At 66.6% G+C, this 23,163-nt stretch carries 21 protein-coding genes and 1 pseudogene; 17 read left to right on the top strand and 5 right to left on the bottom strand.

Going from position 1 to position 23,163, the window contains the following annotated elements:
• The first annotated feature begins 1 nt into the window (after position 1).
• The 10 genes and pseudogenes from BIO17B3_RS06735 (at position 2) to BIO17B3_RS06690 (ending at position 10,180) form a co-directional block, all read left to right on the top strand.
• Entirely contained in the window at positions 2-2,083 is a 2,082-nt protein-coding gene (locus BIO17B3_RS06735) for an acetyl/propionyl/methylcrotonyl-CoA carboxylase subunit alpha (RefSeq protein ID WP_156053523.1), read from the top strand.
• On the top strand, positions 2,080-3,030 hold the full coding sequence (locus tag BIO17B3_RS06730) for a glyoxylate/hydroxypyruvate reductase A (protein WP_156053522.1): 951 nt from the start codon (positions 2,080-2,082) through the stop codon (positions 3,028-3,030). Before BIO17B3_RS06735 ends, BIO17B3_RS06730 begins: the two co-directional genes overlap by 4 nt.
• A gap of 13 nt (positions 3,031-3,043) precedes the next feature.
• On the top strand, positions 3,044-3,991 hold the full coding sequence (locus BIO17B3_RS06725) for a hydroxymethylglutaryl-CoA lyase (RefSeq protein WP_156053521.1): 948 nt from the start codon (positions 3,044-3,046) through the stop codon (positions 3,989-3,991).
• A 274-nt stretch (positions 3,992-4,265) separates the two neighbouring features.
• On the top strand, positions 4,266-4,766 hold the full coding sequence (locus tag BIO17B3_RS06720; RefSeq protein ID WP_156053520.1) for a YbaK/EbsC family protein: 501 nt from the start codon (positions 4,266-4,268) through the stop codon (positions 4,764-4,766).
• The gene (locus tag BIO17B3_RS06715; protein WP_156053519.1) at positions 4,763-4,981 is read left to right on the top strand and encodes a DUF1289 domain-containing protein; all 219 of its coding nucleotides are present in this window, start codon (positions 4,763-4,765) and stop codon (positions 4,979-4,981) included. The genes BIO17B3_RS06720 and BIO17B3_RS06715 overlap by 4 nt, the downstream gene beginning before the upstream one ends.
• Positions 4,982-5,399: 418 nt before the next feature.
• Entirely contained in the window at positions 5,400-6,452 is a 1,053-nt protein-coding gene (dusB, locus tag BIO17B3_RS06710) for a tRNA dihydrouridine synthase DusB (protein WP_156053518.1), read from the top strand.
• Positions 6,453-6,479: 27 nt separating this feature from the next.
• Positions 6,480-6,725, top strand: coding sequence for a helix-turn-helix domain-containing protein (locus tag BIO17B3_RS06705; RefSeq protein ID WP_013107110.1), 246 nt, complete (start codon positions 6,480-6,482; stop codon positions 6,723-6,725).
• Positions 6,726-6,768: 43 nt separating this feature from the next.
• Entirely contained in the window at positions 6,769-8,319 is a 1,551-nt protein-coding gene (gene purH / locus BIO17B3_RS06700; protein ID WP_156053517.1) for a bifunctional phosphoribosylaminoimidazolecarboxamide formyltransferase/IMP cyclohydrolase, read from the top strand.
• A 16-nt stretch (positions 8,320-8,335) separates the two neighbouring features.
• Positions 8,336-8,923, top strand: coding sequence for a crossover junction endodeoxyribonuclease RuvC (gene ruvC / locus BIO17B3_RS06695; protein ID WP_156053516.1), 588 nt, complete (start codon positions 8,336-8,338; stop codon positions 8,921-8,923).
• A gap of 110 nt (positions 8,924-9,033) precedes the next feature.
• Positions 9,034-10,180: pseudogene (locus BIO17B3_RS06690) on the top strand (branched-chain amino acid ABC transporter substrate-binding protein).
• A 41-nt stretch (positions 10,181-10,221) separates the two neighbouring features.
• Here BIO17B3_RS06690 and BIO17B3_RS06685 read toward each other — a convergent pair.
• Both BIO17B3_RS06685 and fabA read right to left on the bottom strand, forming a co-directional pair.
• Positions 10,222-11,253, bottom strand: coding sequence for an MBL fold metallo-hydrolase (locus BIO17B3_RS06685; RefSeq protein ID WP_156053515.1), 1,032 nt, complete (start codon positions 11,251-11,253; stop codon positions 10,222-10,224).
• Between the two features lie 112 nt (positions 11,254-11,365).
• The gene (gene fabA / locus BIO17B3_RS06680; protein ID WP_013107100.1) at positions 11,366-11,881 is read right to left on the bottom strand and encodes a bifunctional 3-hydroxydecanoyl-ACP dehydratase/trans-2-decenoyl-ACP isomerase; all 516 of its coding nucleotides are present in this window, start codon (positions 11,879-11,881) and stop codon (positions 11,366-11,368) included.
• A 60-nt stretch (positions 11,882-11,941) separates the two neighbouring features.
• Here fabA and ruvA point away from each other — a divergent pair, with 60 nt between their 5' ends.
• The 3 genes from ruvA to BIO17B3_RS06665 all read left to right on the top strand — a co-directional run bounded on the left by ruvA (position 11,942) and on the right by BIO17B3_RS06665 (position 16,165).
• The gene (gene ruvA, locus BIO17B3_RS06675; protein WP_156053514.1) at positions 11,942-12,514 is read left to right on the top strand and encodes a Holliday junction branch migration protein RuvA; all 573 of its coding nucleotides are present in this window, start codon (positions 11,942-11,944) and stop codon (positions 12,512-12,514) included.
• A 233-nt stretch (positions 12,515-12,747) separates the two neighbouring features.
• The gene (locus BIO17B3_RS06670; RefSeq protein WP_156053513.1) at positions 12,748-14,496 is read left to right on the top strand and encodes a phospholipase C; all 1,749 of its coding nucleotides are present in this window, start codon (positions 12,748-12,750) and stop codon (positions 14,494-14,496) included.
• A gap of 115 nt (positions 14,497-14,611) precedes the next feature.
• Positions 14,612-16,165 carry a cytochrome-c peroxidase gene (locus BIO17B3_RS06665; protein WP_156053512.1) on the top strand — a complete coding sequence of 518 codons (1,554 nt, stop codon included), beginning with the start codon at positions 14,612-14,614 and terminating at the stop codon, positions 16,163-16,165.
• Between the two features lie 45 nt (positions 16,166-16,210).
• Here BIO17B3_RS06665 and BIO17B3_RS06660 read toward each other — a convergent pair whose 3' ends face one another.
• Positions 16,211-16,627 carry a DUF3806 domain-containing protein gene (locus BIO17B3_RS06660; protein ID WP_156053511.1) on the bottom strand — a complete coding sequence of 139 codons (417 nt, stop codon included), beginning with the start codon at positions 16,625-16,627 and terminating at the stop codon, positions 16,211-16,213.
• Between the two features lie 146 nt (positions 16,628-16,773).
• Between BIO17B3_RS06660 and BIO17B3_RS06655 the strand changes: the two genes are divergently transcribed.
• Genes BIO17B3_RS06655 through BIO17B3_RS06645 form a run of 3 tightly spaced genes read left to right on the top strand, consistent with a single transcriptional unit; the run spans position 16,774 to position 18,722 of the window.
• On the top strand, positions 16,774-17,634 hold the full coding sequence (locus BIO17B3_RS06655) for an AraC family transcriptional regulator (protein WP_156053510.1): 861 nt from the start codon (positions 16,774-16,776) through the stop codon (positions 17,632-17,634).
• 9 nt (positions 17,635-17,643) lie between these two features.
• Entirely contained in the window at positions 17,644-18,399 is a 756-nt protein-coding gene (locus BIO17B3_RS06650; RefSeq protein ID WP_156053509.1) for an AzlC family ABC transporter permease, read from the top strand.
• Positions 18,396-18,722, top strand: coding sequence for an AzlD domain-containing protein (locus BIO17B3_RS06645; RefSeq protein WP_156053508.1), 327 nt, complete (start codon positions 18,396-18,398; stop codon positions 18,720-18,722). Before BIO17B3_RS06650 ends, BIO17B3_RS06645 begins: the two co-directional genes overlap by 4 nt.
• A 1-nt stretch (position 18,723) precedes the next feature.
• On the opposite strand, the gene BIO17B3_RS06640 is transcribed toward BIO17B3_RS06645, so the two are convergent.
• Together BIO17B3_RS06640 and BIO17B3_RS06635 are read right to left on the bottom strand one after the other, a co-directional pair.
• Positions 18,724-19,461, bottom strand: coding sequence for a DsbC family protein (locus tag BIO17B3_RS06640; RefSeq protein WP_013124174.1), 738 nt, complete (start codon positions 19,459-19,461; stop codon positions 18,724-18,726).
• A gap of 27 nt (positions 19,462-19,488) precedes the next feature.
• Positions 19,489-20,697, bottom strand: coding sequence for an FAD-dependent monooxygenase (locus BIO17B3_RS06635; RefSeq protein ID WP_156053507.1), 1,209 nt, complete (start codon positions 20,695-20,697; stop codon positions 19,489-19,491).
• Positions 20,698-20,838: 141 nt separating this feature from the next.
• Between BIO17B3_RS06635 and BIO17B3_RS06630 the strand changes: the two genes are divergently transcribed.
• Positions 20,839-23,163, top strand: a complete 2,325-nt coding sequence (locus tag BIO17B3_RS06630; protein WP_156053506.1) for an AsmA family protein — start codon at positions 20,839-20,841, stop codon at positions 23,161-23,163.

Here is a 23,163-nt window from a genome sequence, read left to right as displayed (position 1 = left end):
AATGTTCTCGAAAATTCTGATCGCCAATCGCGGCGAGATCGCCTGCCGGGTGGCCGCCACCTGCCGTCGGCTGGGCATCCGTACCGTGGCGGTGTATTCCGAGGCCGATGCGCGGGCGGCGCATGTGGCGGCGTGCGACGAGGCGGTGTGCATCGGCCCGGCCGAGGCGGCGCAGAGCTATCTGCGGGGTGAGCGCATCCTGCAGGCGGCGCGTGAGTGCGGCGCGCAGGCCATCCATCCCGGCTATGGTTTTCTCAGCGAGAACGCAGGCTTCGCGCGGCAGTGCGCCGAGGCCGGGGTGGTGTTCATCGGCCCGCCGCCCGAGGCCATGCAGGCGATGGGGCTCAAGGCTGAGTCCAAACGGCTGATGCAAACGGCGTCCGTGCCGTTGGTGCCCGGTTATCACGGTGCGGAGCAGGACGCGGCGTTGCTCAGGGCCGAAGCCGTGCGCATCGGTTTTCCGGTGTTGATCAAGGCGAGTGCGGGCGGCGGCGGCAAGGGTATGCGCGAGGTGCAGCGCGTCGAAGACTTCGACGCCGCGCTGGCCTCGTGTCGCCGTGAAGCGCAGAGCAGTTTCGGCAACGACGCGGTGCTCATCGAGCGATTGGTGCGCAACCCGCGCCACATCGAAATCCAGATCTTCGCGGACCAGCACGGCCATGTGCTGTGGCTGTTCGAGCGCGACTGTTCGATGCAGCGCCGCCATCAGAAAGTCATCGAAGAAGCCCCGGCCCCCGGCCTGCCGGATGCCCTGCGGCGCGAGATGGGCGAGGCCGCCGTGGCCGCCGCCCGAGCCGTGGGTTATGTGGGCGCGGGCACGGTGGAGTTCATCGTCGAATGCAGCGAAGGCGGGGCGCCGCAGCGCTTCTACTTCATGGAGATGAACACGCGGCTGCAGGTCGAGCATCCCGTCACCGAGCTGATCACCGGCCTCGATCTAGTCGATTGGCAATTGCGCGTGGCCGCAGGCGAACCGCTGCCCATCACGCAGGCCGAGGTGCGCTGCGGCGGGCATGCCATCGAGGCGCGGCTTTACGCGGAACATCCCGAGGCGGGTTTTCTGCCTTCCACCGGCCAGTTGCGGCGGCTGGCGTTGCCGCCGCATGTCGCCTTCGGTGCGGTGGGAGCTGAGGGCATTCGAGTCGATAGCGGGGTGTTCGAGGGCGACACCATCACCCCGTTCTACGACCCCATGATCGCCAAGCTGATCGCCTGGGGCGAGACTCGCGAGCAGGCGCGCAGACGGCTGCGCCAAGCGCTGGCCGCGATCCGCATCGCCGGTTTGCAGACCAATGCGCAGTTTCTCCACCGCCTGCTGGGTGTTGCGGCGTTTGCCGGGGGCGTGCTCGACACGGGATTGATCGCCCGCGAGCACGAGGCGCTGCTCGCGCCGCCGTCCATTCCGCAGTCTTTGGCCTGTGCCGCTGCGATCGGCGCCATGCTCGAAGACGAGCGCGCGCAACAGAGCGCCGATCCTTGGTCGCCCTGGTCGCCATGGTCAATTTGCGACGGGTTTACCAACGGCGTGCTGCCGCCGCGCGTGTTTCGCTTCGACAGCCCGTGGGGTGTTTTGGCGTGCACGCTGCTTACGGCGACAGGCCAGCCCTTGCGCATCCAGACGCCGGGTTCGCTCCAGCCGCAGCCCTTCGCCTGCTCCGCGCAAAGCACGCGGGTGAACGATGTCACGACGGAATTCGCCTTGGTTCTCACGCTGGGTGAAGAGCGTGCGCAGATGAGCGTGGTTCGGCTGGGCGAGACGTCTTTTCAGGTGTTCTCAGGCGGCGAGCAGGTCACGCTGCAAGCGCTGGGCGCCGATCTGGGCAGCTCCGACGGGGGCTCGGCCGGCGGCCGGCTGACCGCGCCCATGCCCGGCAGAATCATCGCCCTGCATGTGCAAGCGGGCGACACGGTGCAGGTCGGCGCCCCACTGTTGGTGCTCGAAGCGATGAAAATGGAGCACACGCTCAGCGCCCCGTCGGCCGGGCAGGTGAGCGAGGTGCTTTACGCGGTGGGCGATCAGGTCAGCGAAGGCGTGGAGCTGTTGCGCATCGAGGCTTTGAAAACCGAGGACTTGCAGGCATGAGATTGGCGGTCTGGGACCCGGATGAGCCGTTTCGCCGCTGGCGCGACGCGTTGATGCAGCACGCCAAGGAAATCGGCCTGGCCATCGACGTGATCGACGCCCCGAGCGACCCGGACGCGCAGGCCGAATTCGCCCTGGTCTGGCGGCCCGATCCCGATTGGCTCGCCGGGCAGATGGGGCTGCGCGCCGTGTTCAATCTGGGCGCGGGCGTAGATGCCATCGCCCCGGCGCTGCACCGCCTGCATCCCGGCGTGCCGCTCATCCGTCTGGAAGACGCGGGCATGGGACGCCAAATGGCCGATTACGTGGCCGAAGGCGTGTTGCATGCCTATCGCCGCATGACCGATTACGCGGCGCAGCAGGCCAAGGCCCGCTGGGAGCCGCTGCCCTTGCCGCCGCGCGCCAGTTTCAGCGTGGGCTTTCTCGGTTTGGGGCAGATGGGCGCGGCCGCCGCCCGGCGCGTGGCGGCGATGGACTTTCCCATTCTGGCTTGCAGCCGCAGCGGGCAGTCGCGCTTTGCTGCCGAGCTGGGCTGCGCGATCTACGCCCTGGACCGCCTTGATGAATTTCTGGCGCAGACCCGGGTGCTGGTGGTGTTGTTGCCGCTGACCGCAGACACCCGCGGCCTGCTCGATTACGCTGTTCTCAGCCGCTTGCCGCAGGGCGCGCATCTCATCAACGCCAGTCGGGGCGCGGTGATCGACCAGGCCGATCTGCTCGATCTGCTCCACGGCGGGCATCTGGCCAGCGCCCTGCTCGATGTGTTTGCCACCGAGCCCTTGCCCGCGGCCGATGCGCTGTGGAGCCATCCGCGGGTGCGCGTCACCCCGCATGTGGCCGCGCAGACCCTGGTCGGGCCGTCCGCCGCGCAGGTGATGCGCAAGATTGCCGCCATCGAACGCGGCGAAAAACCGGGCGGCGTGGTGGATATGCGGCTGGGTTATTGAACGGGAGATTGCCATGTCCACTTTGAACCATTTGCCCAAATTCGTCGAAGTCGTTGAAGTCGGCCCGCGCGACGGCTTGCAAAACGAAGCCAACCCCGTTCCCGTTGCGGTGAAGGTCGATCTCATCGACCGCCTGTCCGCAGCCGGGCTGCCCAATGTCGAGGCCGCCGCCTTCGTCTCGCCCAAGTGGGTGCCGCAGATGGCGGGCAGCAGCGAGGTGATGGCGGGCATCCGCCGTCGTCGCGGCACCGTGTATTCCGCGCTGGTGCCGAACATGAAGGGCATGGAGGCCGCGTTGGCCGCGGGGGTCGGCGAGGTGGTGGTGTTCAGCGCCGCGAGCGAGGCTTTCGCGCAGAAGAACATCAACTGCTCCATCGCCGAATCGATCGAGCGCTTCCGTCCCGTAGCCGAGGCCGCCAAGACTGCGGGAGTGAAGCTGCGCGGCAGCATCTCCGTGGCGTTGGGCTGCCCCTACCAAGGCGCGGTCGAGCCGTCAGCAGTGGCCGAAGTCGTGCGCCGCATGGCCGATCTCGGCTGCGATTCCATCGACATTGCCGACACCATCGGCGTGGGCACGCCCGGTGCGGTGCAGGCGGTGTTCGAGGCCAGCGCGGCGGCCTTCCCCATGCAGAAGCTGGCCGGTCACTTCCACGACACCTATGGTCAGGCGCTGGCGAACATTCTTGCGGCGCTGCAGATGGGTGTCGCCAGCTTTCATTCCTCCGTTGCGGGTCTGGGCGGCTGCCCCTACGCCAAGGGCGCCACCGGCAATGTCGCCACCGAAGACGTGCTCTACCTGCTGCACGGCCTGGGCATCGACACCAGGGTGAACCTGCGCGCGGTGGTCGAGGCCGGCGACTTCATCACCCGCGCTATCAACCGCCCGAACAACAGCCGCGCGGGCAAGGCGCTGCTGGCCAAATGGGCCGCCGAGCAAGGCGAACCCGCCTGCTCCGCCTGAGCCGCTTCAACCCAGATTTTCCATGAGAACAAGGGATGATGGCGGGGCGGGTTGGGCAACCCCCTCCCGGCCTCCCCCACTTCGTGGAGGAGGTGAGAACAGCGCTGTGCGGCGCTTCGAATGCCCCTCCCGACCCCCGCCCACGCCATGGGGGAGGTGAGATCACTCCCTCCCCACACGTGGGGAGGGTTGGGTGGGGATGGATTTACCCCAAACCGTTCGCCAGCGCCCGTTTAGGAGCAAAGCCCCGTCTAATGGAAAATCTGGGTTCATCATGCAAACAACGGCCATTCCTTCTCCTTCCGACTCCGTGCAGCGCGTGATCGACGCGCTTGCCGGGTTGGGCCATGCCGAACCGCCGGTGATGCTCGACGCCGCCGCCCGCACCGCGCAGCAGGCGGCCGACGCCCTCGGTGTGGCGCTGGGGCAGATTGCCAAGTCCATCGTGTTCCGCCATATCGACAGCGGCCGCGCGGTGCTGGTGGTCTGCGCCGGTGATCGCCGGGTGGACGAAAAGGCCGTGGCCGCGCAGGTGGGCCAGCTGGCGCGGGCCGATGCCGATTTCGTGCGCGCCGCCACCGGCTTCGCCATCGGCGGGGTCAGCCCGGTGGGCCACACCCAGCCGCCCATCGCCTTGGTGGACAACAGCCTCTGGCGCTTCGACCGCGTCTGGGCGGCGGCGGGCCATCCGCATGCGGTCTTTCCTCTGCGGCCCGAAGACCTGCCGCGTTGGCTGGGCGTTGCGCCGAGCGCTGTCACGCGGGCGCCGCAATGACAGTTCCCTCTCCTTGCATCAACATCTGCACGCTGGACGCCGCTAGCGGGCTTTGCCTGGGCTGCGCCCGCACCCTGCAGGAAATCAGCGACTGGTCCAATCTGGATGACGCAGGCAAGCGCGCCGTCTGGGCGCGCATCGCCGAACGGCGCGTGCAGGGGCTAGTCCCCGAGCAGCCCATCGCGCTCAAGCCGGGGCCTTTCAGCGCACGTTGAGAGCCCCCAGGGCCGGGCAATCCCCACCCCAACCCTCCCCACAAGTGGGGAGGGAGTGATCTCACCTCACCCATGGCGGGGAGCGGGAGGGGCATTCGAAGCGCCGCACAGCGCTGTTCTCACCTCCTCCACGCAGTGGGGGAGGCCGGGAGGGGGTTGCCCAACCCGCCCCCGTGGGGTGTCAAGGAAACTTGGGGCGGCCCTACGTTTTCTTGAGAGCGCCCCCAGACCTGCCGCGTTCGCGTCAGCCCCCCCGAGGGGGATGAGAAAACTTGGGGCGGCCCTACGTTTTCTCATGAGCCGGTTCCGGGCTGGCGGTCAGCCGGATCGCCTAAAATCATCTGCTCAAAAAAACGGCAGCGCAGACGTTGCCCGCCTTCGTTGCCCGCCTTCTGCTCGCACACTGCCCGCCGCGCCCATGTCCAACCCCGCCGTTCTCACCCTCTCCGCACCCTTGACCGGGCTCGCGGGCGGCCTGCGTCTGGGACGGCATCTTCTGCCCAACCGCGTGTTCGCCGCGCCCATGGCCGGGGTGACCGACCGGCCCTACCGCCGTCTGGCGCGGCAACTCGGCGCGGGCTACTGTGTGAGTGAAATGGTGACCTCGCGCGCCGATCTGCGCGACACCCTCAAGACCTCGCGGCGCGCCAATCACGACGGCGAAGCCGCGCCCATCGCGGTGCAAATCGTCGGCACCGACCCCGAGCAGATTGCCGAGGCCACTCGCTACAACCTGGAGCGCGGCGCCGACATCATCGACATCAATATGGGCTGCCCGGCGAAGAAGGTGTGCAACCGCTGGGCTGGCTCCGCGCTGATGCAGGACGAAGACCTCGCCGCGCGGTTGGTGGAGGCGGCGGTGGCGGCCGCCCGCCCGTTCGACGCCCCGGTCACGCTCAAAATGCGCGCCGGCTGGTGCGAAGCCGCGCGCAACGCGCCGCGCATCGCCCGCAGGGCCGAAGCCGCAGGCGCCGCGATGCTGGTGGTGCACGGCCGCACCCGCGAGCAGGGCTATGGCGGCGAAGCCGAATACGCCACGCTTGCCGAAGTGAAGCGCAGCGTGGGCATTCCGGTGGTGGCCAATGGCGATATCGACTCGCCGCAAAAAGCCGCCGCCGTGCTGCGGCAAAGCGGCGCCGACGCGGTGATGATCGGCCGCGCCGCCATGGGTCGGCCCTGGCTGTTCGGCCAGGTCGCGGCCTATCTGGAGCGCGGCGTCCTGCTGCCCGACCCCGCGCCCGAGCAGTGGCGCGACTGGCTGTTCGCCCACCTCGACGACCACTATGCGCTGTATGGCGAAGCCATCGGCGTGCGCACCGCGCGCAAGCATGTGGGCTGGTACGTTGCGGCCCTGCCCGAAGGCGAGACCTTCCGCCGTCACTTCAACACGCTGGGCAGCGCAGCGGAGCAACTCGCGGCGCTGCGCGGCTTCCTCGATTCGGGTTCCAGGGCCGCGCCGCTGGCTGCCTGAAACCGTCCCGTTCACTCGCATCCCGCCATGCCCGCCGTTCCCCGCAAAACCACGCTCGAACAATGTGTCGTCGATAGCCTCGAGGCCTATTTCAACGACCTCGGCGGCTCCGAGCCGCACGGCATTCATGCCATGGTGCTGGCTGCGGTGGAAAAACCGCTGCTGGCCACGGTGATGAAGCATGCCGAGGGCAATCAGTCGCTCGCGGCGCGCTGGCTCGACATCAACCGCAACACCCTGCGTAAGAAGCTTGCCGAACACAAGCTGCTCTGACCCACCCCGCCGCACCCGCCCATTTCCATTCACCGAGACTTCCATGCAAGCCCTGATTTCCGTTTCCGACAAAACCGGCGTACTCGACTTCGCCCGCGATCTGCACGCCCTGGGCGTGCGTCTGCTGTCCACCGGCGGCACCGCCAAGATGCTGCAGGGCGCCGGTCTGCCGGTGACCGAGGTGGCCGACTACACCGGTTTTCCGGAAATGCTCGACGGCCGGGTGAAGACCCTGCATCCCAAGGTGCATGCCGGCCTGCTGGCGCGGCGCGACTTGCCCGAGCATGTGGCGCAGACCGACGCGCACGACCTCCCGGCCATCGACATCCTTTGCGTGAATCTCTACCCCTTCGAGGCTACTGTGGCCAAGCCTCACACGCTCGATGCAGCCATCGAAAACATCGACATCGGCGGCCCGGCCATGGTGCGTTCGGGCGCCAAGAACTATCACCATGTTGCCGTGCTCACCAACCCGGCCGACTATGCCGTGGTGGTGGCTGAGCTGCGCGCGGCGGGCCGGGTGAGCGACGCCACGCGCTTTCGCCTCTCGGTCGCGGCGTTCAACCGCATTGCGCAATACGACGCGGCCATCTCCAACTACCTGTCGGCGCTGAAGGACGACGGCACGCGTGCTTCCTTCCCCGGTCAGTTCAACCTGTCTTTCGTCAAGCAGCAAGACCTGCGCTACGGCGAGAACCCGCACCAGAGCGCGGCGTTTTACGTCGAGCCGGGCGCGCGCGAGGCCAGCATCGCCACCGCCCGCCAGCTGCAGGGCAAGGAGCTCTCGTACAACAACATCGGCGACGCCGACGCCGCGCTGGAATGCGTGAAGCAGTTCGACACCGCGCCCGCCTGCGTCATCGTCAAGCACGCCAACCCTTGCGGCGTGGCCTACGGCACGTCCCTGCTGGACGCCTATGAGCGTGCCTACAAGACCGACCCCGAATCCTCCTTCGGCGGCATCATCGCTTTCAACGGCGAACTCGACGGCGCCACCGCGCAGACGATCGTCGAGCGGCAGTTCGTCGAAGTCATCATCGCCCCGAAGGTGACGCAGGCCGCCATCGACATCTGCGCGGCCAAGAAGAACGTCCGCCTGCTTGAATGCGGCCAGTGGCCTGCGCAGCCCGGTGCGCGGCTGGACTACAAGCGCGTCAACGGCGGGCTGCTGGTGCAGGACGCAGACCTGCTGCTGTCCGGCGACATTCAGGTGGTGAGCCAGCGCCAGCCTTCGGCCGACGAAATGCGCGACCTGCTGTTCGCCTGGCGCGTGGCCAAGTTCGTCAAGTCCAACGCCATCGTCTATGCCAAGGACAACGCCACCATCGGCGTCGGTGCGGGGCAGATGAGCCGGGTCAACTCCGCACGCATCGCCGCCATCAAGGCCGAGCACGCGGGCCTGCCGGTTCCCGGCTCGGTCATGGCCTCCGACGCCTTCTTCCCCTTCCGCGACGGCATCGACAACGCGGCGCAGGCCGGTATCAAAGCCGTCATCCAGCCCGGCGGCTCGATGCGCGACGCCGAAGTCATCCAAGCGGCCGACGAACACGGCATGGCCATGGTGCTCACCGGCATGCGGCATTTCCGGCACTGAGGCACGGCGCACCACCATGCGCATCCTCGGTATCGACCCCGGACTCAACACCACTGGCTACGGCGTGATCGATGCCCACGGCCAACGTCTGGGCTATCAGGCCAGCGGCGCCATTCGTATCCCGAAGGGCACGCTGCCCGAGCGTCTGAAGACGCTGTTCGACGGCGTGAGCGAGGTGGCGCGGCAGGCTGGCGCCGATGTTGCCGTGGTGGAGATCGTGTTCGTCAACGTCAACCCGCAGTCCACCTTGCTGCTAGGGCAGGCGCGCGGCGCGGCCATTGCCGCGCTGGTGGCGCAAGGGCTGCCGGTGGTCGAGTACACCGCGCTGCAGCTGAAAAAATCCATCGTCGGCTACGGCCGCGCCAGCAAGTCGCAGATTCAGGAGATGGTGACGCGGCTGCTGGCCTTGCCGGGCCAGCCCGGCCCGGACGCCGCCGACGCGCTCGGGCTGGCTATCTGCCACGCGCATGCGCAGCGCGGCCTGGCGGCGCTGCATCGGGCGTCTTCTCCAGCGAATGTGGGCACGGCGGACGTGGCCAGTGGCAAGCTCAGCGCGGCGCAACTGCGGGGCATGCGGGTGCGCGGGGGGCGGCTGATCGGCTGACGGCCGACTGCTGGTGCAGATGTAGATGCATCTGCTTACAGGCCGCGCGCGGTTTTTGCTTGATGATCCGGGTTCGTTGTTTTCAAGCCGGATCTCTCAAGGAGAACCTCATGACTTCATCGTTGCGATTGACTGGAGTGTCTTTGGCGCTGTTTGCCGGTCTGGGGCTGTCGGCCCATGCGGCCGAGCCGCGCGTGGTGCTTGGCGTTGCCGTGCCGCTGTCTGGCCCCTTGGCCGCCAGTGGGCAGGATGCAGTCAACGGAGTGCAAATGGCGCTGAACCAGCTCAATGCCGAGCATGCCCGGATTGGCGGCAAGACGGTGCGCTGGGCGATGGATGCGGAAGATCCAGGGCCTGCCCACTCAAGCCACACTGGTGGCGCAGAAGCTGGTGGATGAGGGCGTGAGCGGCGTCATCGGCCATCAGACCTCGGGCTGCACCTATCCGGCCGCGCGCATTTACGCCCGGGCGGGCATTCCGCAGATCACGCCATCTTCCACCTCGCCGAAGATCGCCGAGCAGGGCTACAAGACCTTCTTTCGCCTGATCGCTAACGACAACGCCCTGGGCGCCGGGCTGGCCGAGTATGCCCACGACGCCCTTCACGTGCAGCGCGTGGCGGTGGTGGACGACCGTACCGCCTACGGCCAAGGACTGGCCGATGTGTTCTCGGCCAAGGCGAAGAAGCTCGGCATGGACGTGGTGGACCGCGAATACACCGATGACAAAGCCACCGATTTCTCCGCCATCCTCACCCGCATCAAAGCCGACCATCCGCAGGTGATCTTCTACGGCGGCATGTACAGCCAGGCCGGACCGCTGGTGCGGCAGATGCGCCAGATCGGCATGACGGCACGCCTGCTGGGGGGCGACGGCATCTGCGCGCCCATCATGGCCAAGGTCGCGGGCGATGCGGTCAACGGCACGATCTGCGCCCAGGGCGGCGCGCCGCTCTCTGAGTTGCCCAAGGGCAAGGCCTGGAAGGCGCGTTACGACACCGAGTTCGGCGCGGCCGCCTTCCAGCTCTATTCACCCAACGCCTACGACGCAGCGATGGTGCTGGCCCATGCGATGATGAAGGCCGGGTCGAGCGCCCCGAAGGTCTATCTGCCCTACATCCGCCACATCGACTACGACGGCGTGACCGACAGTGACATTCACTTCACCACCAGGGGCGAACTCGCCGATCCCAGCATCACCCTGTCGGAGTTCGAGCACGGTGTGAAAGTGCCGCTGGCGGTGGAGCAGGTGAAGTAGAGAGGAGTAGGGGAGTGGGACGGCCCGCGAAGAAAACGCGCTCAGACTTTTTGTTCCGCCTCCAGATAGGCGAGGCTGATGTACTTGCCGATGTTGTTGTCCCACCCGGCCGTCTCCTTGGCCTTTGAGGCCACGCGCGGATCGGCCTTGGCGGCGGCGATGGCGGCTTCGGGGCCGGCCATGTCGTGCGCCGCTTTCTGCGCATGTTCCCAGATGGCGGCGAACAGCTCGCGCTGCCAGACCATCACGGCCTGTCCCGCATGGCCGTGACCGGGCAGCCAGTTGCTGCCGGGGATGTTCTGCGCCAGCTTGTCCATGTAGTTGAGCGAGCCGGGGTAGGAGCCGTCGTCCATGTTGGCGATACGCCGGTTCATCATCACGTCGCCCACGTAGGTGAGCTTGTCCTGTACCACTTCGAGGCAGACGTCCGACGGCGTGTGCGCGGTGCCGTAATGGTGCGCGCGCAGCGTGACGTCGCCGAAGTCGAACACGTCGCCGTGCTTCACGTCGCGGTTGGGGGCGACGATGCGGGTGCCCGCGCTGGACTGGTTGGTCCACTTGAGCATGGCCTGCTGCCACTCGGTGCCGGTTGCGCCCAGAATCTGCTCGCGGGTCTGCGGCATGGCGTAGATCGGCAGGTCTTGCCCGTAGGCGCTCACAAAAGCATCGTTGCCTAGCCAGTGATCGCCGTGATAGTGCGAATTGAACACCGCGACCACCGGCTTGTCGCTCACCTTGGGCAACTGCCGGATGACCATCTCGCCGATCTGCACCGAGGCGCCAGAGTCGAGGATGACCAAGCCTTTGGCCGTCTTGACCGCGGTGATATTGCTCATCATGCCCTGATTGCTCTCGGTGGGAAAGCCATCTGCGGCGTAGATCACATAGACATGGTCGGAAATTTGGGTGAACGGCACATCGGGCACCTTGGGGCCGCGAATGAAGTCCACCGCGTCAGCGGCGAAGGCGGCGAGGTGCGGCGCGGCGGCGCCAGCGGCGGCCAGCCCGGCCGCACTCAAGCCCCAGCCCATCAGGCGGCGGCGCTGAAGATCGGGGAGGGTTGAAGGGCGCATGATGCAGTCTCTATAACAATTAGATACATCTGGACTGTATCGTTGTTTGCGCCCGCCCGCCTCTAGGGACACTACCCATCCGGGGTTGCACTCACCGGGTGCAGCCCCGGATTCAGAACCCTTCGGTGGAGGTGAACAGCCCGACGCGCAGGTCCTTGGCGGTATAGATTTCGCGACCATCGACCAGCATGGCGCCGTCGCCGATGCCCATGACCAGGCGGCTGTTGATCACCCGTTTGAGGTCGATGCGGTACTGCACCAATTTCGCGGTGGGCAGCACCTGGCCGGTGAATTTCACTTCGCCCACACCGAGCGCGCGACCTCGGCCCAGCCCGCCCATCCAGCCGAGGTAAAAACCGACGAGCTGCCACATCGCGTCCAGCCCCAGACAGCCGGGCATCACCGGATCGCCCTGAAAGTGCACGCCGAAAAACCACAGGTCGGGATGAATGTCGAGTTCGGCCTCGATCACGCCCTTGCCGTAGGTGCCGCCTTCGCTGGCGATGCGGGTGATGCGGTCCATCATCAGCATTTCGCGCAAAGGGAGCTGCGCATTGCCGGGGCCGAACAGGCGGCCCTCGCCGCAGGTGATGAGGTCTTCTTTGCTGTAGGAGGAAGGTCGGGTCATGGAGTGTCGTCGCAGAACAATCCGCGAATGTTAGCGGTTGCGGCTGCTACAGTTTCGCCCATGATCGGACGACTGCACGGCACCCTGCTCGACAAATCCCCCCCGCAGATTCTGCTCGACGTGAGCGGCGTGGGCTATGAGGTGGACGTGCCGATGAGCACGCTGTACGACCTTCCCGCGGTGGGGCACGCCGTCACCCTGCTCATTCACACCGTTATCCGCGAAGACGCGCATTTGCTCTACGGCTTTGCCACTGCGGGGGAGCGCTCCACGTTTCGTGAGCTGCTCAAAATCAGCGGCATCGGCCCGCGCATTGCGCTGGCCGTGCTCTCCGGTCTCAGCGTGAGCGAGATCGCCCAAGCCGTCACGCAGCAGGACGCCGTTCACTTTACCCGCGTGCCGGGCATCGGCAAAAAGACCGCTGAACGCCTGCTGCTCGAACTCAAGGGCAAGCTCGGTGCCGATCTGGGCGGGGCCGCAACGGCCGCCGCGGGCAGCGCCTCCGATGTGCTGCAGGCCCTCATCGCGCTGGGCTATTCCGAGCGCGAGGCAGCGGCCGCCGCCAAAGCGCTGCCGGAAGGCTGCAGTGTGGACGACGGCATCCGCCAGGCGCTGAAAAGCCTCGCGCGCTGAACTTACCTCACGCCCAGATTGGGCGCGCGGCTAAGGCGGAAACCGGACGCCTGCAGTTTGTCTGGTTGCGACAAACCGTTATCCATCCGTATGGATTGAAACCAGTTGTTGCCCTGAGGAACTTGGTCACGGAAGCGACATTTGCGCTCTCAAGAATCACGGTCGTTGCGTGAAGCACGGGCTGCGATCAGCCCCACGCGATCCATCGTTCACACTCTTCAGGGAGTTTCACCATGTTGCGCAAAACCCTCTTGGCCTCGGCGGTTGCCGTGGCTGCCATCACGCTGGCCGCCTGCGGCGGCGGTTCCAATTCTGTCGCGGCCTCGCCCACCGTGCCCGGCACCAGCTACACCGCGGCCCGCGCGCTCGCGACGGCCACGCCGATCAAGCATGTGGTCGTGCTGTATCAGGAAAACGTGTCGTTCGACCACTACTACGCCACCTATCCCACGGCCACCAACCCGGCGGGCGAACCGGCATTCACCGCTAAGGCCGGCACGCCTGCGGTCAACAATCTGGTCAGCGCCAATCTGCTGAGCAACAACCCCAACTTCACCAACACCGCCAACGGCACCGATGCCGCCGAGCCCTACCGTCTCGACCGCACCCAGGCCGCCACCGCCGACCAGAACCACGCCTACACCGCCGAGCAACAGGCTTACGACGGCGGCAAGGCCGACCTGTTCCCGAAATACACCGGCGCGGCGACGACGGGCGGCGTGGGCGCCTTCGGTACCAAGGGCCAGGTCATGGGCTACTACGACGGCAACACCGTCACCGCGCTGTGGAACTACGCGCAGAACTTCGCCCTGAGCGATGACGCCTATACCGACACCTACGGCCCGTCCACCCCGGGCGCGCTCGAAGCGGTGAGCGGCCAGACCAATGGCGTGCAACTGGTTGCGACCACGGACCAGTCTTTCACCCTGAGCAAGTATTCGTACTACATCAGTGACGGGCAGGGCGGCTACGGCTTGATCAACGATGTCGATCCGGCCTATGACATCTGTTCCAGCCCAACGAATCAAGTCTCGATGTCGGGCAAGAACATCGGCGATCTGCTCAACGGTAAGAACATTTCCTGGGGCGGTTTCATGGGCGGGTTCAACCTTGGCGCGACCAACCCCAACGGCACGACGGGCTGCAAGCGCAGCACCTTCTCACCAGTCGTCAATTCCACCGTGGGCGACTACATCCAGCACCACAACTGGTTCCAGTACTACAAGAGCACGGCCAACCCCACGCACGCCCGCCCAAGCTCGACCCTGGCCATCGGCCACACCCTGGAGACCGACAACAAGACCGCCGATCCGGCCAACCACGAATATGGCCTGCAGGACTTCTTTGCCGCAGTGAAGGCCGGCAATATGCCCGCTGTGGCCTATCTCAAGGCCCCGGCTTTCGAGGATGGTCACGCCGGCTATTCCGACCCGCTGGACGAACAGGCCTTCGTGACGCAGGTCGTCAACTTCCTGGAGCAGCAGCCGCAGTGGAGCAGCACCGCAGTGATCGTCACCTGGGACGATTCCGATGGGTGGTATGACCATGCGTTTGCCAACACCACCAATCCCTCTTTCGACAGCCAGGCTGACCAGCTCAATGGGGCGGGCGTGTGCGGCAAGGGCACGCCGCTCAGTGGCGTGAACGGCAAGCCGGTCAATGGGCGCTGCGGTCCGGGCACGCGCATTCCTTTCCTGGTGATCTCGCCCTGGGCCAAGACCAACTATGTGAGCAACACGCCCATCAGTCAGGCGTCCATCGTGCGGTTCATCGAGGACAACTGGCTCGGCGGCCAGCGCCTGGGCGGTGGGTCGTTCGACGCCACGGCGGGCTCGATCAACAACCTGTTCGACTTCACCAAGTCGGTGGGCAGCGCGCCCAAGGTGTTCATCGATCCGGCGCAGGGCACGGTGCTGAGCGCCCCGCCTGCGGGCAGCTTGACGCCGCAGTTCAACGTCTCGCTGTTCACCAAGCAAAGCTGATCGGCCAAGTCCCGCTGGTACCCCGCAGACTGCCCCGCTTGGGGCGGTCTTTTCCGCGGGTTTCGTCCGCCACGAGACCCGCGGAAAAGACTGAAATTCGCCGAGAAGCCGCACCATGTCCGTTACCTCATCCACCCCTGCCGTCGCTTCTTCGGCTGCTGTGCAGGCGCCTGCGAGCAAGCCACGCCGCTCGCACTGGGCACGCCGCCTGGCCATTGCGCTGGTCGTTGCCCTTGCGGGGGGCGGCGGCGCGCTGGCCTGGGGCATGCACGAGCAACCGAGCATTCCCCCCGTCGTTTGGCTGCAGCATCCGGTGCAGAGCTTCACCTTTGCGCTGGGCGGCAATCCGCATCCGGTGCAACTCGTGCTTCCGCAGCAGCAGCCCCTCTCGGCCGTGGCGCAACTGGGGCGTCAGCTGTTTTTTGATACGGCGCTTTCAGCCTCGGGCAAGCAGTCTTGCGCGTCTTGTCATGACCCGGCGAATGGGTACAACCCGCCGCCGGGCCGCCCCAAGGCGGGTTTCGCCCCCTTGGGGGGCAGCGAGCCGACGGCGAGCGTGGGGGCGCAGCAGTCCCCGCCGCCGGGCAGCGGGCCGGTGATGCTGGGCGGGCCGAATATGACCTCACCCGGCTTTCGCCCGCCGCCGTCGCTGGCCTACCTCTACCGGCAGCAGCCGTTCTCCATCGGCCCGGACAACGAGGAGAACGAAACCATCACCCTGCAGCAACTCGCGGCGCTGGGGCAGACCAGCCAGCGGGCGAAGAAGACCGCGCAGAGTACGGCGCAGGCTGCGCAAAATCTGGTGCCCACCGGCGGGTTGTTCTGGGACGGGCGGGTGAACACCCTGCAGCAGCAGGCCGACGGCCCGCTGTTCAACCCGGTGGAGATGGACGCGGGCACGCCGCAGCGGGTGGCCGCCATCATCGAGCGCCAGCCGTATGCCCAGACGTTTTTGCAACTCTTCGGTCCCAATGTGTTTGAAGACCCGAAGCAGACGGTTTCCGAGGCGCTGTTCGCCATCGCCCGCTACCAGATCGAAGACCCGAAGTTTCACGCCTTCAACAGCAAATATGACGCCTGGTTGCAGGGCAAGGCGAGTCTGACGCCGCAGGAAATGCGCGGCTACCTGGCTTTCAACGACGTGCACAAGGCCGATTGCGCTGCCTGCCATCTCGACCAGCCCACTGCCACCGGCCTGCCGCCGCTGTTCACCGACACGCAGTACGAGGCGCTGGGCGTGCCGCGTAATCCACAGATTCCGGCGAACCAGAACCCGCACTACTTCGATATCGGGCTGTGCGGCCCCTTCCGGACCGACCTGAAAAACCAGACTGCCTACTGCGGCATGTTCCTCACCCCCACGCTGCGCAATGTGGCGCAGCGGCCGGTGTATTTCCATAACGGGGTCTATCACTCGCTCAAGCAGGTGCTCGATTTCTACAACTTCCGCGACGTGCAGCCGGGCAAAATCTTCCCCACCGTGGGCGGCCAGGTGCGCAAGTACGACGACCTGCCGCCGCAGTACCGCGCCAATGTGGACGTGACCGATCCGCCGCTCAACCGCAAGCTGGGCGAACAACCCGCGATGACCGCGCAGGACATGCGCGACATCATCGCCTTCCTGCACACCCTGAACGACGGCTACACGCCGCTCAAGCCGACTTCATAAGCCGGTCGCATCAAGCGCGGCTTCATCACCGCAGGATGCGCCGCTTCAAGCGGCCATGGCCGGGGGGTTGAGCCGCTCGCACAAGCTGGCGAACAGCTGCCGCAGGTCGAGCCGGGCGCCGCCGTGCAGATGCGAGCGCAAGGCGCCCTCGGGCGACACCCAGTGCAGGGTGCCCATGCGGCGGATGGCGTAGCCGCGCTGATGCACGCCTTGCACGATGGCCCATTCGCTGCCCGCCTGCTCATGCAGCAAGACACGGCCGAGCGCGGCCGAAACGGCGTGCAGCTGCTCGGGTGTGGGCGCGGCCGGGTGCTGCGCAATGAGGTTCTGGAGAATGGGCAGATCCTGCAAAGTGCCGCTGAGCACATCGCTGCCGCCCTGGGCGAGCACCAGCGCGTCGGCCTGCTGCAACCATTGCGCGAGCTGCTGGGTATCGGACGGTTCAAGATGGAACAGACGCATCACGGTCTCCTGTCAAGTCGATTCGGGGGTGCCATTGCTTGTACGCCCAATGCGGTGACAAATCATGTGCTTCCGAGTGTGGGGCAGGGTTTTTGTGCGGCGCAACTTTGTGTCGAAGCGCTCGGCGTCTGCAGGACAATCTGCGCATGTCCTCACCCGCCATCGCCCCGCAGACCGAATCGGCCCGCATGCACATCGCCCCGGATTTCGCAGGGATGGAGCTGCTGACGGCGCGTTATGTGCATCACCGGTTTGCACCGCATGTGCACGACACCTTTGTCGTGGCCTTGATCGAACAAGGCAGCGAGCGCTTTCGTTGCAGACGGGCGGAAGGCGTGGCGAACGCGGGGAGCATCATCGTGATCCCGCCGGCAGAGGTGCATACGGGCCAGAGTGGCGGCGAGTCCGGTTGGTCTTACCGCGCACTTTACCCAGCGCCCCAGAAATTAGGCGAACTCATGGCCGAGCTGCGCGACGGCGATGCGCGGCTGCCGGTGTTCGATCGGGTGGTGTTCGACGACCCGGCGTTGTTCCGTGCTTTGCAGGGCTTGCACGCCGCGCTGATCGCCACCAGCGACCCGTTGCTTCGCAGCTGCGCCTGGCGCGAGGCCATGACGTCGCTGTTGCGCCACGCCGGGGTGGTCGAGCCTGCCACAGGATGCGAGGATGCCGCCGTGCGCCGAGCGCAGGAGCTGTTGCGGGCCGACCCCGACGCAGCATTGACCCTCGACGATCTGGCACGCTCAGTGGGCCTGAGCCCCTGGCACCTCAACCGCGTGTTCTCGCGCAGCGTCGGGCTGCCGCCGCATGCCTGGCGCAACCAGTGGCGGCTGGCGCAGGCCAAGCGCCTGCTGCGCGGCGGACTGGGTCCAGCCGAGGTGGCGGCGAGTCTGGGTTTTGCCGACCAGTCGCATCTGCACCGACTGTTCAAGCGCGCCTTCGGCGTGACGCCTGGGGGCTATGCCGAGAGCAAGAACGTTCAAGACCGCATGGAGCCGCGCCGCTAGTCTGTCGGCATGACGTCGATTTCTTCTGCCTCGCCCCACCCGGCGGGACGTTCCACCGAATTTCTCCTCGGCGCGCGCGATACCCTGCCGCTGCTCCTGGGCGCTGCGCCCTTCGGGCTGATTTTCGGTGCGCTGGCGTCGGCCAGTCCGCTGGGCATCGTCGGGGCGCTGGCCATGTCGGCGCTGGTGTTCGCCGGATCGGCGCAGTTCATCGCGCTGAGTCTGCTGGGTACCGGCGCCAGCGCGCTGGTCGTGGTGTTCACCACTCTGGTCGTCAACCTGCGCCACTTGCTATACGCCGCCAGCCTGCAGCCGCAGATGGCGCGGCTGCCGCAGCGCTGGCGGGTGCTGCTGGCGTTCTGGCTGACCGACGAGACCTACGCCGCGGTGCATCACCGCTACGTGCGCGATGACGGCGCGCCGTTCAAGCACTGGTACACGGCGGGGTCGGGCGCGGCGATGTACCTCAACTGGCTGGGCTGGACTGCGGTCGGCGCCTTTCTGGGACAGGCCAGCCCGGCCTTGACGCATCTCGGACTCGAATTCGCGCTCGTGGCCACCTTCGTGGGCATCGTCGCGCCGCTGCTGCGCGAACGTCCCAGCATCGCCGTGGCCCTCACTGCGGCGGTGGTGGCACTGGCGGCGCGCGATCTGCCGTACAAGCTCGGCCTGATGCTCGCCGCCTTCGCCGGGGTGGCGGTCGGGGTGTGGATGGATGGTCGCCGCCGTCCAGCCCTTGAGGGAGAGACGGGAGGGGTGCGATGAACTGGAATCTGTGGGCGGTGATCGTCGGCATGGCTGCGGTGACCTTTGCCATCCGCTATACCCTGTTCGGTCTAGGCGGGCGGCTGAGGTTTTCGCCGCGAGTGCAGCAGGCGCTGCGCCATGTGCCGGTGGCGGTGCTCACCGCCATCGTCGTGCCCATGGTGTTGCTGCCCGACGGCCAGCACTGGGATTTGAGTTGGCGCAACCCCTGGCTGGCCGGTGCGCTGACCAGTGCCGCGCTGGCACTGGGTACGCGCAAACTACTGGCCGCCATCGCGGGCGGCATGGCGGTGTATCTGCTGTGGCGCTTCGGCTTGGCTTGATTTACTTGACTGCGGCCAGCTTCTTTTCGACTTCCTCTTGCGGCAGGGCGCCTTCCATGCGGTCGCCATCGGTGAAGATCAGCGTGGGGGTGGACGAAATGCCCAGCTTCTCCGCGAGTTCCACATTGGCCTTGAGCGGGTCGACGCAAGTCGCCGCGGCCGCGGGCGGCTGCACTTGCTTGTTCATCCAGTCCAGCCAGGCCTTGCTGCGGTTGGGGGCGCACCAGATATCGCGCGCCTGTTGCATCGATTCGCGGCGGATGATGGGCACGACGAACACATGCAGCGTGACGTTGCTCATCTTTTCCAGCGTGGCTTCCATCTTGTGGCAGTACGGGCAATACGGGTCTTCAAAAATCGCGATCTGGCGCTTGCCGTTACCGAACACCAGCTTGAACGAGTCTTTGAACGGCAGATCCTTCCAGTTCACCCGGCGCAGATCGTCGATGCGGGCCTTGGTGACGTTGGTCTGGGTCTTGGTGTCGAAAATCTCACCTGCGAACAAAAAGGTGGCTTTGGCATCGGTGTAGAAAATCTTGCTGCCCACGTCCACTTCATACAGCCCAGCATAGGGGGTTTTGATGATCTTGGCGCTGGCGGGCAGACCCGGCATGGCCTTTTCGAGTGCGGCGCGGGTTTCGGCCAGGGTTTGCGCCATGACCGGCAGAGACAGGAAGGCCGCGGACAACGCGACACCGCGCAGAACGCGCGCAACGGAGCGGGAGAGCGAAGAGTTCATTTAGACGGGAATGCGCACAAACGCGCGTCAGGCAAGATAGGGAAGACCCGAAGCATAGCGGGTGAGCAACTGCCGGACGGGCGGCAGGGCATTGGCGGTCTGCAGGCCCAGCGCGCGCAGCGGCCCGGGTACCCGGCTGCCCGCAGCGTACAGCCGGGCGAGGACGTCGGTGGTGGTGGCGAGCGCCAGCACCTGTTCGGCCCGCGCGCGGGAATAACGTCGCAGCAGCCGCGGGTCGTGCACGGCCTGGCCGGCGCCGCGCTGTTGCAGGGTGCGGGCTAGCACCTGCACGTCTTGCAGACCCAGGTTGAGGCCCTGACCGGCCAGCGGATGCACGCGATGCGCCGCGTCGCCAATCAGCACCAGACCGTCGGCCACGGTGCGGCGGGCCAGTTGGCGCTGCAGACGCCAGGCTGCCGCGGGGCCGGTGGCCTGCAGCGGCCCGAGGTGTTGCGCGCGCAAGGCGGGCAGGTGCGCTTCGACGCGCTGCGCCAGAGCTTCGGGCGACAAGTCGAGCAGTTCCAGCGCCAGCGCCTCAGGGGCCGACCAGACCAGCGACACCATTGGCCGACCCTGCATCGGCGCCAGCGGCAGCAGGGCGATCACGCCGCCGTCGGCGAAGGTCTGGAAGGCGGCACCATCGTGCGGTGCGGCGCAGAGGAAATTGGCGACCACGCCGCGCTGCAGGTAGTCGTGCGTATCCATCGCGATGCCCGAGACCTTGCGCACCAGACTGTGCTCGCCGTCGGCGCCGATGAGCAGCGCGGCCTGCAGGGTGCGGCCGTCATCGGTCTGCACCTGCCAGCCTGCCGCCGCGGGCTGGCGTTGCAGCCGCGCGGCCTGCGCCGGGTCGATCACAACCCGACGCTGGAAGCGCAGCGCCAGATCGAGCGCGGCTTCGATCGCGTCGGATTCGACGATCCAGGCCAGCGCCTCGCTGCGGGCGTCGCGGGCATCGAAGGCGAGCTGGGCGCCATCGGCGCGGATGTGCATGGCCTGTACGGGCTGAATGCGCTCAGGCGGCATCTGCGGCCACACCCGCAGTTCTTCGAGCAATTGCCTTGAGGCGGCGTTGAGCGCGTAAAGGCGCTGGGCATAGCCCTGGGTCGGCAGGGCGGCGGCCGTGCGCGCGCCCAGCAGGGTGACCTGCAGCCCGATCTGCGCCAGCGCCAGCGCGCAGGCCTTGCCTGCAATGCCGCCGCCGCAGATCAGAAGGTCGGAAGAAGGGGAGGACATGATGGAATGGCTGCGCTTGAAGCGCTGTGTTTCTGGGAACTTCGGGCTGTCAGACAAGCTGCCTAAAATCAGCCGCCATGTTGACCGACAAAACCCGCATTGTGCCCCCGGCGCATCAGCGCCTGGGCGTAATTCCCGCCCATGACTGAGGTCACTGCGCCGCAGCCCGAAGCGCCCGCGCCGCGCAGGCGCTGGCCGATGCGGCTGTTCAAGGGGCTGCTGGCGGCGCTGCTGGCCGCGGTCATTCTGGTGGTGGGCGGCATGAGCATTTTGCTGCTCACCTTCGATCCGAACCAGTACAAGGCCACGTTGATCCAGGTGGTGCAGGAGCGCGAGCACCGCACGTTGACGTTGCCGGGCACGATCGAGCTCACGCTGTTTCCGCCACTGACGCTGCGCACCGGGCCGTTTTCCTTGAGCGAGCGCGACTCTCCCGCCGTTTTCGCGCGGGCTGACGACCTGCGACTGCACCTCGATCTATTCGCGCTGCTGCGGCGCAAGCTGGTGGTCGATCGGGTGGTGATGATCAAGCCGCAGATTCATGTGGCCCGCGACGCGCAGGGGCGTTTCAACTTCGCCGACCTGCTGCCCGACAGCAAGCCCGAATCCGCGCCCCCGCGCAGCCCGCTGGGCCTGTCGGTGCACCGTCTGCAGGTGGAGCAGGGCGTGCTCTTTTACGACGACGACAAGGCCAAGCTCCACGGCCAGCTCGACGGCCTCGACGTCGGCCTTTCCGGCCTGGACGGCGGCAACGCCGGGGCCTTTCATCTGGAGACCACGGCGCGCTTTGTCCAGCCCGCGCTGGCAACCCGCATCGCCCTGCGCGGCAAGTTGCTGGCCGACCCGGCGCAGCACAGCGTGGCGCTGACCGATCTGGCGCTGTCGGCGCAGGGCGATGTGCCGGGACTGAAGTCGATGCAGACCCAGCTCAACGCCGATCAACTCGAGCTGCGCACCGGCTCGATGTGGGCGCTGACGGCGCGGCAATGGCGCGTCAAGACCACCGGCCGCACCGAGAGCGGGGAAAACTTGAGTGCGCAGATCAGCCTGCCAACGCTCGATGCCAAGGGCGACACCGTGCAGATCGGGCCGCTCGATGCCAGCGCCGAGATCGGCGCGGCGCAGGCGCTGCAGCTGCAGTGCAATACCCAGCAGGCCGCGGGCGCCTGGAGCGCGCTGCGCGTTCCCGTGGCGCAGTGCGATGTGCAGCGCGGCGCCGCCGGAAAGCCGGGGGCGATGCGCCTGACCCTGGCCTCGCCGCTGCAGCTCGATCTCACTCATGCGCACTATGTTCTGCCCGCGATCAAGCTCTCGGGCCAGCTCACCCCCGGCGCCAAACCGCAGACCCTGGCGCTGCAGGGCAATGCGCAATACGACGGCGGCGCGAACGGCCCCATGAACGGACCTACCGCGCAGTTTCAGCTCCAAGGCCTGGTGGCCGGCAGCGGGATGAAGCTGTCGGGCGGCTGGGCGCAGCCCGACACCCTGCGCCTCGACGTGAATGCCGACCGCCTCAATCTCGACGATTGGCTGCCGCCGCCCGCCGCCCAACCAAAAGCCGCCGCGCCTGCGCCTGCCCCCATCGACCTGTCGGCCTTTCAAAAACTCGGGCTGGGCGCGCAGTTCAAGATTGGCAGCCTGGTGTTCAAGGGCATGCAATGGAGCGCGGTGCAGGGCCAGTTGACCAGTGACCGCAAAACGCTGGCCTTGCAGCCTTTCAGTGCGCAGGGCTTTGGCGGCAGTGTGGACGCGAATCTGCGGGTGAATCTGGCGCAGCAGCAATACACGCTGCAGCAAAGCGGGCGTGATGTCAGCGTGCAGCCGGTGTTGCAGGCCTTGGTCGGCAAGGATTTTCTGCTCGGCAAGGCCAACTGGACGATGAACCTGACGGCACAGGGCAAGACGCTGCCCGCGCTCATCGCCAGCCTGTCGGGCAAGGCGCGGCTCGATGTGCGCAACGGCGCTGTGAAGGGCTTCAATCTGGCGCAGATGCTGCGCAACGCCCGCGCCCTGCTGGCGGCGCGCAAGGATGGGCAGTTCGCCGCCACCGCGGGTGAGCAGACTGATTTCACCGCGCTCGGCGCCACCTTTGTGCTGCAGAACGGGGTGGCGAAGAACAGCGATCTGTCGGTACAGAGCCCGCAGCTGCGCGTGGGCGGCGAGGGCTGGTTCGATCTTCCCCGGCAGCGTCTGGACTATCTACTGCTGCCCGCCGTCGTCGGTTCGCTACAGGGACAGGGCGGGGCCGATCTCGCGGTCTTGCGCGGCGTCACCGTGCCGGTGCGTATCGCGGGCAGTTTTGCCCAGCCGAGCTACACCGTGTTGTGGTCGCAGGCGGGCGGGAATCTGTTGAAGCAGACCTTGAAAAACACCTTGCAGAACGAACTGCAGAAACAGCTCGCACCCGCCCAGGCCCAGCCGCTGCAGAAGGCGGTTCCTGGCCTGTTCAAGGGTTTGTTTCCTTGA

This window comes from Thiomonas sp. OC7 (genome assembly GCF_900634595.1).
In the GTDB taxonomy this organism is placed as follows: Bacteria; Pseudomonadota; Gammaproteobacteria; order Burkholderiales; family Burkholderiaceae_C; genus Thiomonas; species Thiomonas arsenitoxydans.
The sequence above is the reverse complement of the archived record's forward strand: the minus strand, read 5'-3'. Positions and strand labels throughout refer to the sequence as shown.